The 15,565-nt window shown below is 36.7% G+C and carries 13 protein-coding genes; 1 reads left to right on the top strand and 12 read right to left on the bottom strand.

Annotated elements, in window-relative coordinates; all coding sequences use genetic code 11:
- From V7014_RS03935 to hemA, 9 genes are all read right to left on the bottom strand, one after another.
- On the bottom strand, window positions 1-585 hold a 585-nt coding region (locus V7014_RS03935), incomplete at its 3' end, for an ABC transporter transmembrane domain-containing protein (protein ID WP_335504389.1).
- Window positions 582-2,306, bottom strand: a complete 1,725-nt coding sequence (locus tag V7014_RS03930; protein ID WP_335504387.1) for an ABC transporter ATP-binding protein — start codon at window positions 2,304-2,306, stop codon at window positions 582-584. The genes V7014_RS03930 and V7014_RS03935, both read right to left, overlap by 4 nt.
- 6 nt (window positions 2,307-2,312) lie before the next feature.
- The gene (locus tag V7014_RS03925; RefSeq protein ID WP_335504385.1) at window positions 2,313-2,768 is read right to left on the bottom strand and encodes a MarR family winged helix-turn-helix transcriptional regulator; all 456 of its coding nucleotides are present in this window, start codon (window positions 2,766-2,768) and stop codon (window positions 2,313-2,315) included.
- Between the two features lie 216 nt (window positions 2,769-2,984).
- The gene (gene hemL, locus V7014_RS03920) at window positions 2,985-4,271 is read right to left on the bottom strand and encodes a glutamate-1-semialdehyde 2,1-aminomutase (RefSeq protein ID WP_335504383.1); all 1,287 of its coding nucleotides are present in this window, start codon (window positions 4,269-4,271) and stop codon (window positions 2,985-2,987) included.
- 67 nt (window positions 4,272-4,338) lie between these two features.
- Window positions 4,339-5,325 (bottom strand): porphobilinogen synthase, encoded by a 987-nt coding sequence (hemB, locus tag V7014_RS03915; RefSeq protein ID WP_335504381.1) that lies wholly within the window; start codon window positions 5,323-5,325, stop codon window positions 4,339-4,341.
- Window positions 5,326-5,391: 66 nt separating this feature from the next.
- Window positions 5,392-6,159 (bottom strand): uroporphyrinogen-III synthase, encoded by a 768-nt coding sequence (locus tag V7014_RS03910; RefSeq protein ID WP_335504380.1) that lies wholly within the window; start codon window positions 6,157-6,159, stop codon window positions 5,392-5,394.
- Between the two features lie 5 nt (window positions 6,160-6,164).
- Window positions 6,165-7,091 carry a hydroxymethylbilane synthase gene (gene hemC, locus V7014_RS03905; protein ID WP_335504378.1) on the bottom strand — a complete coding sequence of 309 codons (927 nt, stop codon included), beginning with the start codon at window positions 7,089-7,091 and terminating at the stop codon, window positions 6,165-6,167.
- Window positions 7,092-7,100: 9 nt separating this feature from the next.
- Entirely contained in the window at window positions 7,101-7,934 is an 834-nt protein-coding gene (locus V7014_RS03900) for a cytochrome C assembly family protein (RefSeq protein WP_335504376.1), read from the bottom strand.
- Between the two features lie 14 nt (window positions 7,935-7,948).
- Complete coding sequence (hemA, locus tag V7014_RS03895; protein WP_335504374.1) at window positions 7,949-9,295, bottom strand: glutamyl-tRNA reductase; 1,347 nt, start codon at window positions 9,293-9,295, stop codon at window positions 7,949-7,951.
- Window positions 9,296-9,529: 234 nt separating this feature from the next.
- Between hemA and V7014_RS03890 the strand changes: the two genes are divergently transcribed.
- Entirely contained in the window at window positions 9,530-10,012 is a 483-nt protein-coding gene (locus V7014_RS03890) for a LiaF transmembrane domain-containing protein (RefSeq protein ID WP_335504372.1), read from the top strand.
- Between the two features lie 187 nt (window positions 10,013-10,199).
- Here the strand turns inward: V7014_RS03890 and yihA are convergent, their stop codons facing one another.
- The 3 genes from yihA to lonB all read right to left on the bottom strand — a co-directional run bounded on the left by yihA (window position 10,200) and on the right by lonB (window position 15,151).
- Window positions 10,200-10,784, bottom strand: coding sequence for a ribosome biogenesis GTP-binding protein YihA/YsxC (gene yihA, locus V7014_RS03885; protein ID WP_335504370.1), 585 nt, complete (start codon window positions 10,782-10,784; stop codon window positions 10,200-10,202).
- Window positions 10,785-13,106, bottom strand: coding sequence for an endopeptidase La (lon, locus tag V7014_RS03880; protein WP_335504368.1), 2,322 nt, complete (start codon window positions 13,104-13,106; stop codon window positions 10,785-10,787).
- A gap of 377 nt (window positions 13,107-13,483) precedes the next feature.
- Window positions 13,484-15,151 (bottom strand): ATP-dependent protease LonB, encoded by a 1,668-nt coding sequence (gene lonB, locus V7014_RS03875; protein ID WP_335504366.1) that lies wholly within the window; start codon window positions 15,149-15,151, stop codon window positions 13,484-13,486.
- Window positions 15,152-15,565 lie beyond the last annotated feature (414 nt).

The following is a 15,565-nucleotide window of genomic DNA, read 5'->3' as shown; positions in this document are numbered from 1 at the left end:
AATTGTTAACATCATAATAATTACACCAATAATTGTTACAATAGATGTAATAACCTGCGTTAAACTTTGCTGTAAGGTTGTACTAATATTATCCATATCATTTACAACCCTACTCAATGTTTCACCATGAGTTGTACCGTCAAAGTATTTAAGCGGCAGACGTGAAATCTTATCATCTGCTTCTTGGCGTAATTTATAAACCGTTTTCTGAGCTACACCGGCCATCACATATTGCTGAATAAAGCCAAACAGAGAACTTAATAAATACAATCCACCTAGCAATAACAAAATATTAGTAAGATAACCAAAATCGATTCCAGCTCCAGGAATTCCAGCAAATTTCTGTGAAACACCTTCAAAAATTTTAGTTGTAGCCATACCCAAAATTTTAGGACCTAAAATGGTGAATAATGTGCTTAGAATAGCTGTTAAAAACACCGTTAACAAGCGATATTTATGTGGTTTTAAATAACGTAACAGTCGCTTTAATGTCCCTTTGAAATCTTTCGCTTTAGCTACAGGAGCTCCCATTCCTCCTCGAGGGCCGAAACCTCCATGACTTTTATTTTCTTTTTCTTTACTCATGCGATCTCCTCCTCTGACAGCTGAGAGGATACAATTTCACGATATACGTCACAACTATCCATTAATTCCTGGTGTGTTCCGATTCCAGCAACATTTCCTTCATCTAAAACAATAATTCGATCCGCATCCATAACTGTTGTTACACGCTGCGCGACAAGTAAAACAGTGGACTTTGTTATTTCTGTTTGTAATGCGGCTCTCAACTTTGCATCTGTCTTAAAATCAAGAGCAGAGAAACTATCATCGAAAATATAAATTTCAGGCTTTCGAACGAGTGCACGTGCAATAGAGAGTCGTTGTTTTTGTCCCCCCGATACATTCGTTCCTCCTTGTGCAATTTCAGATTGATACCCATCCTTCATATCTTCAATAAATTCTTTAGCTTGTGCAATACTTGCAGCGTGTTCAATTTCTTCTTGCGTAGCGTCTTCTTTTCCAAATGCAATATTCTCAGCAACTGAACCGGTAAATAACACAGCTTTCTGAGGAACCATCCCGATTTTTTCTCGTAAAGTAGCAAGTGGCATATTACGTACATCAATACCGTCTACTTTTATACTTCCAGAATCGACTTCATAGAAACGAGGAATCAGTTTAATCAGTGTTGATTTCCCAGAACCTGTCCCACCAATAATAGCCGTAACTTCCCCAGGTCCCGAAGAAAAGGAAAGATTACATAGTGCAGGATGTTCCGCACCTGGATAACTAAATGTAACATTGTTAAATTCTACAAAACCTTTTCGATCTGATAATTCTTGCTTTTTAGACTCTTCAATCACCGGTTTCATTTTCAATATTTCATAAATACGTGTAGCCGACGCTGATGCCCTTGGAATCAAGACAAACATCATTGATAACATAACCATTGAGAACAAGATTTGCATCGCATATTGTAGAAATGCCATTAAATCTCCTACTTGCATATTGCCGCTATCGATTCGAATCGCACCAAACCAAATGATCGCAATAGATGTGAAATTCATGATAAGCATCATAGCTGGCATTAACGTTGCGATAATTTTATTTACTTTTATAGCAGTATCAGTTAAATCTAAATTTGCACGGTTAAATCGTTCCTTCTCATAATTAATTCGGTTAAATGAGCGGATAACACGTACCCCTGTTAAGTTTTCTCGTAATACACGATTCATAGCATCCAACTTGACTTGGACAAGCTTAAAGAGCGGGACCCCTTTCCAAATAACTAATCCAATCACTACGAATAGAATAGGTACAGCAACCCAAAGGACTCTTGATAATTCAGCATCTTTTGAATATGCCATGATGATTCCACCAATAGCCATTAACGGTGCTGTAACCATCATACGAAGAATCATATTAACTACCGTCTGTACTTGAGTAATATCGTTCGTTGTTCTCGTAACAAGCGATGCCGTTCCAACTTGATCAAATTCTTGTAATGAGAATTCTTGAACGTGAGAAAAAACTTTATAACGTAAGTCTTTCCCATACGACATGGATACTTTCGCAGATAAATAGCTAGCTGCAACAGAACAAATTGTACCTACTGCCGCAACCAATAACATAAAGCCACCGACTTTCCAAATATACGGAATGTCATTCTTTATTACACCAACATCAATAATATCAGCCATTAAAGTCGGCAAATACAAATCTGTCAGTGCCTGTATAAAAAGCAATCCCAATATAAAAGCAATTGGCATTCGATAAGGCTTAAGATAAATCAATAGCTTTCGCATAAAACATCAGCTCCCTGAATTATTCTTCCCATTGAAGAAGGTATAAACATTCGATAGTAACCTTACTAATTCTTTACTATCTTCTAGACCAAGATGATCGGTAAGATCACTAAACAATTGAATAAAGTGATCTCGTGCTTCCTGAGCAACAACATCACCCTGACTCGTTAGTTTTACTAAAACGACTCTACGATCGCGTTCATCCATTCTACGTTTGATGAGTCCATCTTTTTCAAGCTTATTTAACAACTGTGTAATAGAAGGCGTACTCACCTTAAGGTGCTTGCTTATTTCTGATACTTTTATTTCATTTAATGATGATTCTGCTTCATTGCTTATACAAAGCAATACTCTTATTTCACTTGGATTATTTCCAGTAATAGATTTGCGCTGCCAATCCAGCTTCTTAAATTGTAAAAAAGCTTGAATAAGTTCATTCGTTATTTCTTTTGAAGTACTCACTTCAATCCCATCCTCATTTTAATTAACCTAGTTAATTATTAGGTAACCTATTAATTAGTAATGCTAATTATATTCCTCTCATTGTATACTTACCACAAGTAAAAATATCCAATTACTTTATGAAATAATATTATATCTATATATTTAAATAAACTTTTTTCATCACAAAAAAGCTAACACTAATTATAGTGTTAGCTTTATCATATTTCTTATAAATTATTTTAATGTAGAAAATGCTTTTTCTGTTGCTGCTATCGTTTTAGCTATATCTTCATCACTATGAGCAGTTGAGAGGAATAATCCTTCAAACTGAGAAGGAGGTAAGAAAATACCTTCGTTAGCCATCTCACGGTAAAAAGCAGCAAAATAATCTAAATTCGAACCTTTCGCTGTCTCATAGTTGATTACTTTTTCATTTGTGAAGAAGAAGCCAATCATTGACCCAGCACGGTTAAATGAGCAAGGAACATCATATTTAGCCGCTGCTTTAGAAATGCCTTCTTCCAGAATGTCACCTTTACGTTTGAATTCTACATAGTCTTCTGGCGTTAAGTTCTTCAATGTGATCAAACCAGCTGTCATCGCCAGCGGATTTCCTGAAAGTGTTCCCGCTTGGTAAATAGTACCACTTGGAGCAATATGCTTCATGATTTCCTCTTTACCACCGAAAGCACCTACTGGTAGTCCACCACCGACTACTTTACCAAATGTAGTTATATCTGGATCAATGCCATAATAGCTACTTGCACATCTATAATCTACACGGAATCCTGTCATAACTTCATCAAAGATTAATAATGCACCGTATTGTTTTGTTACATCACGTAAACCTTGTAGAAATCCAGGAAGTGTTGGTACAACTCCCATATTCCCTGCTACAGGCTCTACAATAACACCCGCAATATCTTCGCCAAATTGTTCAAATGCATAGCGAATACTTTCAAGATCGTTATAAGGAACTGTAATGGTATTCTTAGCAGTACCTTCTGGAACACCAGGACTATCTGGTAAACCTAATGTTGCAACACCTGAACCTGCCTTAATTAATAAGGAATCTCCATGTCCATGATAGCAACCTTCGAATTTAATAATTTTATTACGCCCCGTATAACCACGAGCTAAACGAAGAGCACTCATTGTAGCTTCCGTTCCAGATGAGACCATTCGAATCATTTCAACGGATGGTACACGCTTTATAATTTCCTTTGCTAGTTCATTTTCAACCACAGTAGGGGCACCGAAGCTTGTCCCTGTTTCAGCAACTTTCTTTACCCCTTCAACAACTTCAGGATGACTATGACCAAGAATTAATGGCCCCCAAGAAAGTACATAGTCTATATATTCATTTCCATCAATATCATAGATTTTAGATCCTTGACCACGTTCCATGAAGATTGGATCCATATTAACCGATTTAAAAGCTCGAACAGGACTGTTTACTCCGCCTGGCATTAAACGAACCGCTTCTTTATAAGCAGCTTGTGACTTATCATAATTGCGCATATACATAGTCTCCTTTTAAGTAAAAGCTTTATAATATCTATTATTTACATCCGCCGCTTTTAGCGTTTTATTTCTCATCCAACCAACGAGCAACATCTTTCGCAAAATACGTAATAATTAAGTCAGAACCTGCTCGTTTTAATCCCAATAACGTTTCTAATACAACGCTCTTTTCATCAAGCCATCCGTTAATGGCAGCTGCTTTAATCATGCTGTATTCACCGCTCACATTATAAGACACGATTGGTAGATTCACATCGTTTTTCACATCTCTAATAATATCCATATAAGCTAGCGCCGGCTTAACAATTAAGAAGTCTGCTCCTTCAAGTAAGTCAGATTCTGCTTCACGCAATGCTTCCATACGATTTGCTGGATCCATTTGATACGTTTTACGATCTCCAAACTGTGGGGCACCATTAGCGGCATCACGGAATGGACCGTAGTATGATGATGCATATTTAACCGCGTAAGACATAACAGGGATATGTGTATATCCAGCTTCATCAAGTCCTGCACGAATAGCCGCAACAAATCCGTCCATCATGTTAGACGGCGCAATAATGTCCGCTCCAGCTTCCACTTGACTAATCGCTGTTCTCACTAAATATTCTAATGACTCATCGTTTAGAATTTGGTTTCCTTCAACAATTCCACAGTGACCATGATCTGTGTATTCACAAAGGCACGTATCCGCAACGATAAGCAAATCTGGGTATTTCTCTTTAATCATTCGAGTCGCTTGTTGAATAAGCCCATTATGGTCAAATGCTCCTGATCCACAAGCATCTTTATCATGTTGATAAGGTACTCCAAAGAGAATGAGTGCTCTTAATCCGAGATTTACAGACTCTTCAACTTCTCCTAGTAGGTTATCTAAAGATAATTGATAAATTCCTGGCATCGAAGTAATTTCATTTCGAACATTTTCACCAGCAGCAATGAAAATAGGGTAAATTAAATCTTCTTTATGTAAATATGTTTCTCTTACTAACGCACGCATACCTTCACTTTGACGTAATCTTCTATGGCGTGTAAATTGAATTTCAGTCATCATAATTCCCCTCCCTTTGTTTATGTAAAATACTTTTTATAATAACATCTTCAATAAGGTCCTACTTTAATCATATGAGAAATACACCAATATACTGTCCATCAAACCCTCCACAGTGTATTTTTCAGCGATTATATCTACATGTAAACCATATTGTTCAGCCGTTTTCTTAGCAATCGGACCAATGCAAGCAATCTTACTTTGCTCGATTCTCTTCATCAAATTATATCGGTTCACAACACCCATAAAATGTTGAACTGTCGAAGAGCTCGTAAAACTAATAATATCACACTTCTGTGTCAGTAAAGCATCTCGCAACTTGCTTTCACTTTCTTTCGGCATGACCGTTTCATACAAAATAATTTCATCACAAACGAAACCTTTTTCTCGAAGTTCATCAGCAATAACGGTTCTTGCTAAGTTTCCTTTTACTACCAATACTTTTGCATCCTGCTTCAAAGTAGGAATAAATTCAGTCACAAAACACTCTGCAACGAACTTTGTTGGTGAAAATTGAGGACCATAACCGAATTTCTGTAAAGCAACAGTGGTCTTTTCACCAATAACAGCTATTTTTTGTTTCAATGGGTGCGTAAACTGTTGAAAGAAATAATCAACCCCGTTTTTGCTAGTAAACACCAGCCAATCATATTGTTCAATTGAAGCGAGTTTACTCTTAATCTCTTCTGTCACTATACAAGCTTGGAAATCAATTAAAGGAATCGTAATAGCTTTGCCTCCACAATTTATAACATGCTCAGCAAATTGTTTACTATCACGTTCCTCTCTTGTAATCAATACCGTTTTCCCTTGAAGTAACAAGTCCGTTTCCATGAATTTTACATCTCCACAATAGCGTCATCGATTAACTTTTGTGCACCTCTTGCTTTTAACGCTTTAGCCGCTTTGTTTCCAACAGCTTCAGCATCCATACCAGTTACTTGTTCTTGTAATATTATCTTCCCATCTGGTGAAGCAACCAATGCTGTTAATGATACTTCTTCTTTCTCATTGATTGTTGCGTAGCCGGCGATTGGAACTTGACATCCACCTTCCATCGCATGTAGAAATGCTCTTTCAGCATTTACCGTTTTCGTCGTAGATTGGCAAGCGAATTGAGCTAATCCTTTTAGCAGCTCCTTATCATCACTTCGGCATTCGATTGATAATGCACCTTGTCCGACCGCTGGTAAACAAAGCTCTGGCTCTAAGTACTGTGTTACCACATCAGAACTCCAACCCAATCTGGATAAGCCTGCTGCCGCAAGAATAATAGCGTCATAATCTTCATCCTTAAGCTTTTGCAGTCGCGTATCAATATTTCCACGTATCCATTTAATTTCTGAGTCTGGTCGCTTTGCTAGAATTTGGGCACTTCTTCTCAAACTACTAGTTCCGACAATTGCACCCGGCTTTAATTCTTCTAAAGTAAGACCTTCCTTTGAAATTAAAACATCACGATGATCTTCCCTAACTGGAATACACCCAATTGTTAAGCCCTCCGGAAGTATAGCAGGCATATCCTTCATACTATGAACAGCTATATCAATTTCGTTTGAAAGTAATGCCTGTTCAATTTCCTTAACAAATAAGCCTTTCCCACCTACTTTTGAAAGAGTTACATCAAGAATGCGATCGCCTTTCGTAACAATCTCTTTCACTTCAAATTCAAAAGGTAAATTCAAAGCCTTCAATTGATCAATTACCCAGTTTGTTTGTGTAAGTGCCAATTTACTTCTTCTAGATCCGACAATAATTTTTCGCATAACAGCCTCCTACTTATTCCAATAGTGAAAATCCGATAAGCTACCAAATAAAAAGAAATTAATAAGTACAACCAAAAAGGATGCTATATTCCAATAAGCTAGTTTCCTACCATAGATTTGTTTTCTTACTTTCGCATAAATAAATATACTATAGCACAGTAACATAACAATCGAACCAATTACTTTCGCATCAAGCCAACTAAGCTCCGGCAATATAATATATGCCCACTGTATTCCAAGTACTAATCCAAAAAACAAAATAGGTACGCCAATTACATTTAATAAGTAAGACCATTTCTCTAATCTAGAAAGATCACCTAATCGTATTAATCTTTTTCCCCATTTCTTTCGCTTTAATAAATCATATTGAATTAAATATAGAATGGATAACACAAAAGATAAAGTAAATGCTCCATAAGCAAGAATAGCCATTGTTATGTGAATAAGAAGCAACTCCGATATCAGTTGTTGTGCGAGTACTTGCGACTCTAATTGGATTGGTGCAAAAGTGTGTACAGCCATCACTATAAAACCAAGCACATTCGTAAAGAAAACGATAAAATCCGTTTTAAGCAACTTATTAATACAGAGCGATAACGTTATGAGTACCCATACATAAAAATACAAGCCCTCAAAAATAGTTAGTACAGGAAACCTACCTGTTTGTTCCATATAGAGAAATAAAAAGATTGTTTGTAAAAACCAAACAACCGCAAGCAACCAGAAAGCAACCTTATTTGCTTTCTGGTTATTATGAAGAAAATCAATAAAATATAAAAGTACACTTAAGGCATACAAGACTACTGTTACTTCATGAAGCCTTGTCATTGAAATATCAAGCATGTAAATATCCCCACTTATGCTTCAACTACTATAGCTTTTAGCTCTTTTATTTTAGAAGAACGAACCTTTTTTTGTTTATCCGTTTGCGGTTCCACTAAGTGTTCAATATTAAATGTTTGCATAAATCCTTGCAATGCTTCTTCTCGATTATTTTGCCCAGCTAATTCTTTCGCATAAAGTATCGGATCTTTTAACATTTGATTGATAATACTCTTTGTATGCTTACTAATAATTTTTCTCTCTCGATCCGAAAGTTGTGGTAACTTTCTTTCTAAGCTTTCCATCGTTTCAGCTTGAATAGCCAATGCCTTCTCGCGTAATGCAGAGATAACTGGTACTACACCAAGCATATTTAACCAATTGTTAAACACTACGACCTCATCTTCTATCATCATTAATATAGCTTCAGCAGCTACCTTTCGCTCTTGTAGGTTCGCTTCCACAATACCTTCTAAATCATCTATATCATATAAGAATACGCTTTCTATCTGTGATAATGCAGGGTCCAAATCTCTAGGAACTGCAATATCAACCATGAAAATTGGACGGCCCTTACGCATTTGCTCTACATAAGACATTAAATCTTTTGTAATCACATAGTCTTTTGCACCGGTAGAAGATATAACAATGTCAGCTTCTACCAATGCACATTGAAGCTCACGAAGTTCTTTCGCTTTACCATCAAATTTCTTAGCTAATACAACTGCTTTTTCATGTGTACGATTAATAACAGATACTTTCATAGCTCCCGCACTATATAAATTTTGAATAGCAAGTTCGCCCATTTTACCCGCACCAATAACAAGAACATTCTTATTATGCAAGTTTCCGAAAATCTTCTTAGCTAATTCCACTGCTGCATAACTTACCGAAACAGCATTTGTATTAATTTCCGTTTCAGAATGTGCTTTTTTAGCTAATGTTACTGCTTGTTTAAACAAATGATTAAATACCGTACCAATTGTTTCATCTTGTTGAGCTACCGTAAAACTAGAGCGCACTTGACCGAGTATTTGTGTTTCGCCAAGAATCATCGAATTTAAGCCACATGTAACTTGAAATAAATGCTCAACTGCTCGATCCGCAGAGTAAATAAATAAATATGGAGAAAAATCTTCTGCTGGTAAATCAAACCATTGCGATAAAAATTCTTTAATATAATAGCGACCTGTATGAATTTGATCTACAACAGCATATATTTCTGTACGATTACAAGTTGAAATAACAATATTTTCTAATATGCTTTTCTTCTTTTGTAACGCAATCATGGCATCTGCAAGTTCGGCTTCATTAAATGATAAACGCTCTCGAATCTCAACAGGGGCAGTCTTATAATTTAATCCAACTGCTAGTATATGCATCCTTTAGTTCGCACCCCCACGAAAAAAATTACATAGTCATTTAAACTATATTATAACACGCCAATTATTCAAACTCTTTTAAAAATTTGAACATATATTGACATGCTGTGCTACTATAAAATATATATAGATTGTATTCTAACTTATTACATAATAATTATTACTATTTAATAACGTAACAAATTAAACACTCATCTTCAAGTACTTTGTTTAGAAAGAAGGTTTGGAAATGATATGAATTCACGGAATCTATTTGCAGCAACTACTTTAATTCTTTTTGGAATATATTTTTTTCTGAATCAATCCAAGATTGAAGTATTCCCAACCTTCTATACTTGGCCTACATTATTGTGTATAGTAGGAATCGCATTTTTAGTACAAGCTTATAAAGCGAACAATAACGAAGCCATCCTCCCCGGTATTATCCTATTCGGTTTCGGGTTACATTTTCATCTTATTCAATACTTTAGCATTTGGTCTAATGAAATCGGGGTATTTCTTCTAATCATCTCTTTAGGCTTTTTACTTCAATCAAGAAGAGCTAAAACAAGTTCAATGCCAGGTATCATATTAATGGTAATCGCAATATTACTCCTCTTTAATGAGAAGGCTACGGACTTATTAGGAACACTCGGTACAGGAATGGGATCAATCCTTTCGTTTTGGCCCCTTTTATTAGTTGGCATTGGTATCGCATTATTAATAATGAAAAAATAACAGTATAAGCAGAGACACCCTATCTTTGATAAAGTGTTCTTTGCTTATAGTCACTAAAACCTTTACAGAAGGATACATTTTTCCCAATTTGTATAACCTCTACTTATTCATAGGTTTCCACACTGCTATCCACATATTCCATTACATTTTCATTTGTAACACAAAAAGACAGGCAATTAATGCCTGTCTATTTCATACGTGCCGAAAGAGCCTTCCATGCTTCTTCTTTACCTTGACCAGTTTCAGAAGAGAATAGAATGATCTCGTCACCTTTTTCTAAATCTAACGTTTCTTTTGTTACTTTCAAATGCTTTTGCCATTTTCCTTTAGGGATTTTATCCGCTTTTGTGGCGATAATAATCGTCGGGATATCATAATGCTTAAAGAAATCATACATCATGACGTCATCTTTTGTTGGTGGATGGCGTAAGTCAACAATTAATAATGCTGCTTTCAACTGATCTCTTGAAGTTAAATATGTTTCAATCATTTTACCCCAAGCAGCTCGTTCTGACTTAGATACTTTCGCATATCCATAACCAGGTACATCTACAAAGTAAAACTCCTCATTAATGATAAAGAAGTTTAGTGTTTGTGTTTTCCCTGGCTTAGAAGACGTTCTAGCCAAACTTTTGCGATTAAGCATCTTATTAATGAAAGACGACTTACCTACATTCGAACGTCCCGCTAATGCAAACTCTGGTAAATCCCCCTCAGGATATTGCTCTTTTCTCACAGCGCTTATTACGATATCTGCGCTTGTAATCTTCATTTATTTACCCCCTACTAATGCTAGCTCTAATACTTCATCGATGCTTGACACAGGATGAAAGCTTAATTCTTCGCGAATGCTTTCTGGAATATCCTCTATGTCTTTCTCATTATCTTTAGGAAGGATAATCGTAGTTAATCCCGCTCTATGTGCACTTAATGTTTTCTCTTTAAGTCCACCAATCGGCAATACACGACCTCTTAACGTAATCTCACCGGTCATACCCACTTCCTTACGAATTGGCTTTCCTGTTAAAGCTGAAACAATAGCTGTTGCCATAGTAATCCCAGCTGAAGGACCATCTTTCGGTACTGCCCCTTCAGGAACGTGAATATGAATATCACACTTCTCGTAGAAGTCCTCATCAATTCCTAGCTCGACAGCTTTGGATCGAACACATGTTAAAGCCGCTTGAGCAGATTCCTTCATAACGTCACCAAGCTTACCAGTTAAAGATATTTTACCTTTTCCTGATGATAAAGACACTTCGATCTGCAACGTATCTCCACCTACTGTTGTATAAGCAAGACCAGTCGCAACTCCTACTGTATCATTTTTTTCAGCTTGTCCATAGTGAAATTGTTTTTTACCTAAAAATTCCTCGATATTTTTATCGGTAATAGTCACTCGTTTCTTATCGCCTGATACAATGATTTTTGCTGTTTTACGACAAATGCTTGCTAACTGACGTTCCAAGCTACGCACACCAGCTTCACGCGTATAATAACGAACAATACTTAAGATAGCTTCTTCTTTTATTTGTAACTGTGTTTTCTTCAAGCCATGATCTTGAATTTGCTTTGGTAGCAAATGCTCTTTCGCAATATGCATTTTTTCAAGTTCTGTATAGCCTGCAATTGTAATGATTTCCATACGATCACGCAATGGTCCTGGAATCGTTGCTAAATTATTAGCTGTAGCAATGAACATTACATTCGATAAATCATATGTCTCTTCGATATAATGATCACTGAAGTTGTGATTTTGTTCAGGATCCAACACTTCAAGCATAGCAGATGAAGGGTCTCCTCTGAAATCATTAGACATTTTATCAATTTCATCTAGAAGGAACACTGGATTGATTGTACCAGCTTTCTTCATACCTTGGATAATACGTCCCGGCATAGCACCTACATATGTTCTACGATGACCACGAATTTCAGATTCATCACGAACACCACCTAGTGATACACGTACAAACTTACGATTTAAAGACGTAGCAATAGATTTTGCTAAACTAGTTTTACCTACTCCTGGAGGTCCTGCTAAACATAGAATTGGCCCTTTAAGTGACTTCGTCAACTGCTGAACAGCCAAATATTCAAGGACACGTTCTTTTACCTTTTCAAGACCGTAATGCTCTTCATTAAGAATACGCTCTGCTTTACGAAGATTGTGATCGTCTTTTGTTGCATTCGACCAAGGAAGTGCAATTAACCAATCAATATACGTTCGAATGACAGAGCTTTCTGCTGAGCTTGAAGGGATTTTCTCATAGCGATCTAGTTCCTTCAAAGCCATCTTTTCTACGTTTTCCGGCATACCAGCCTCTTTAATTTTTTCCGTAAGAAGACTAACCTCACCTGTTTTTCCCTCTTTGTCACCCAATTCTTTCTGAATCGCTTTCATTTGCTCACGCAAATAATATTCTTTTTGGGTTCTTTCCATAGAACGCTTCACGCGTTCGCCAATCTTCTTCTCTAATTGAAGAATTTCTTTCTCATTATTAATAAAATCAATAACCATAGATAAGCGATTTTTCACATCAATTGCTTCTAATATTTCTTGTTTTCCCTTCACTTGCAATGGTAAATGCGAAGTTATAATATCCGCCAAACGACCTGGTTCTTCTATATCAGCTGTTGCTGTGTATGTTTCAGATGCATTCTTTTTTGACATTTTTATGTATTGTTTAAAAGAAGATAACAGCGTTCTCATTAATGCTTGATGCTCAGCATCTTTTTCAGCTGGGTCTGGAAAAGTACGCAAAGAAACTGCTGCATATGTATCATTATCAATATAAGAAACAATTTCAGCTCGCTTTAATCCTTCGACTAAGACACGAATTGTTCCGTTCGGAAGCTTCAACATTTGTTTTACTTTTGTTAAGGTACCGATATTATAGATTTCATCCTCATCTGGATCTTGTATCGAAGTATCCAATTGTGTTGTCAAGAAGATTAGATGATCTTCTACCATCGCTTTCTCTAAAGCTTGAATGGATTTATCTCGTCCTACATCTAAATGTAAAACCATTGTTGGATATACAATTAGTCCTCTTAATGGAAGGAGGGGAACGATGATTTCATTATTGTTAGTCATACCTAACACCTCCAAATAAAGTGCACTACTTCACGCATTTCTATATATGTTTACAGTCTTTTAACAATTCTAACTTAAATACTGACACGTGTCTAACCTCAATAACGTATAAATATAAAAATTTTACTTCCACAAATACGAGACACTACATTTTGTTTTACCCCAAAAACAATAAGATAATTACACAGAAAAGCTGATTCTAGAAAAAGAATCAGCCACATTTTGATAAAGTGAAACTTTAATCAGTGGGGTGTTCGTTCTTCCCCCACCGATTATTAGTTGAACCAATCGGGNNTTTACTTTCATTTTGAAGCAGGAGTCTTAGCGCCAGTTATAACAGGATAAATAGTGAAAGTAAACTGAATGTACAACTACTTTTATAGCATATTTTCCTTAGGTAAAATATTTAAGTCATTAAGATGTTCAGTTGTTTTGATATCTTTTTTCAACGCGCATTCTATTACTTCTTTAAAATGAGTAACTGGAATAATGTCTATATCACGAAAGTCTTTCAACATATTTTGCATATTTTCTTTCGGAATAATGACCGTTTTCACGCCTGCTTGCACGGCTGCCTTCACTTTAGGATAGATACCACCAATCGGTTTAACACCACCGTGAATGCTGATTTCTCCCGTCATAGCCACCGTCTTATGTACAGGAATTTTGTAAATTGCAGAATATATCCCAGTAGCCATCGCTATACCTGCCGAAGGACCATCAATCGGTATTCCACCCGGAAAATTCACATGAATATCAAAGGAGTCAGCTGGTACTCCCATAGAACGCAGAACTGTAACTACATTTTCAATAGATCCACGTGCCATGCTTTTTCTACGTATCGATTTTCCGCTACCACCAATACTCTCTTCCTCTACGATTCCGGTAATTGTTATCGTTCCTTTTTCCTTTGTCGGAATAACCGTGACTTCAATTTCTAATAGTGCTCCACTATTCGGACCATATACAGCTAAACCATTTACAAGTCCAATTTTTGATTGTGGACCGATTTTTTTATCCATACGTGGACTCAATTGACTACTTTGTACAATCCACTCAATTTCTTCGTCTTTAAGTGTATCTCGATTCTCTGTTATAGCTAATCCCGCTGCAATTTGAACCATATTTACTGCCTCTCTACCATTCCGAGCGTATTTAGCTAAGAAGTCGAGCCCTTCTTTACTAGCTTTTAACCCCACTTTATTAGCTGCATTACTTGCGACAGCAATGACTTCTTCAGGCTCAAGCTCTCGAAAAAACACTTCCATACATCGCGAACGAATAGCTGGTGGAATTTCATTAGGTGTCCTCGTTGTGGCACCAATTAAACGAAAATCGGCCGGTAATCCATTTTGGAAGATATCATGAATATGAGCTGGTATTTGCTGATTCTCCTCAGAATAATAGGCACTCTCAAAGAAAACTTTGCGATCTTCTAGAACTTTCAACAGCTTATTCATTTGAATAGGGTGTAACTCGCCAATTTCATCAATGAAAAGGACTCCACCATGGGCATTGGAAACCGCTCCTTGCTTCGGCTGGGGAATACCCGCCTGACCCATCGCTCCTGCACCTTGGTAAATTGGATCATGGACCGAACCTATTAAAGGATCCGCAATTCCTCTTTCATCAAATCGTGCGGTCGTAGCATCTAACTCTACGAAGACAGATGATGCACTAAATGGTGATTTTGCCACTTTCTTCGCTTCTTCTAAAACAAGTCTTGCCGCTGCTGTTTTACCAACTCCTGGAGGACCATATATAATAACATGTTGAGGATTGGGTCCACATAGCACTGCCTTTAATGATTTGATTCCATCTTCTTGACCAACAACCTCTTGAAAGCTTGCCGGTCTAACTCTCTCAGCAAGTGGCTCAGATAAACGTATTGAACGCATTTTCTTCAAATGTTCCATTTCTTTCCTTGATTCTCGATCAATGGAAACCTTATGCGCTCTCTGTCCTTTCAAAAGATTCAAGAAGTACATTCCAATTACAACTCCGAAAAAAAGCTGTACGATAATGATAATAGTTGTCCAACTCATTGCCTTCCCTCCTGAAAAGAATACCAAGTTAGTCAAGTGCAGACTAAAAGGCTATGTAACCTAAAGATTTCCTATGTTATAGAAGCATACCTAAAAAACACCTAGTTCATTTACATTTGACCAAAAGCACTCTCTATTCAAGCATGATTTTTTGCTGTTACTTTACACTGCCTAGTATCACCTTTTCTTACAAAAATTAACCGTATAAAGTGAAACTTTAATCGGTGGGGGGGGTTCGTCCATCCCCCACCGATTATTAGTTAAACCAATCGGGTTCTTACTGGCGCTTAATCTCCCACTTATACGTCTTCGCTTTTACTTTCATTTTGAAGCGAGAGTCTTAGCGCCAGTTAGAACGGGATAAAATAAGAAAACTAATTTATATAAAAATAAAAAAAGAGATTGCATTGAAAG

Source organism: Bacillus sp. JJ722 (assembly GCF_036963345.1).
Lineage (GTDB): Bacteria > Bacillota > Bacilli > Bacillales > DSM-1321 > Bacillus_AD.
This window is presented reverse-complemented; position numbering and strand designations above follow the sequence as displayed.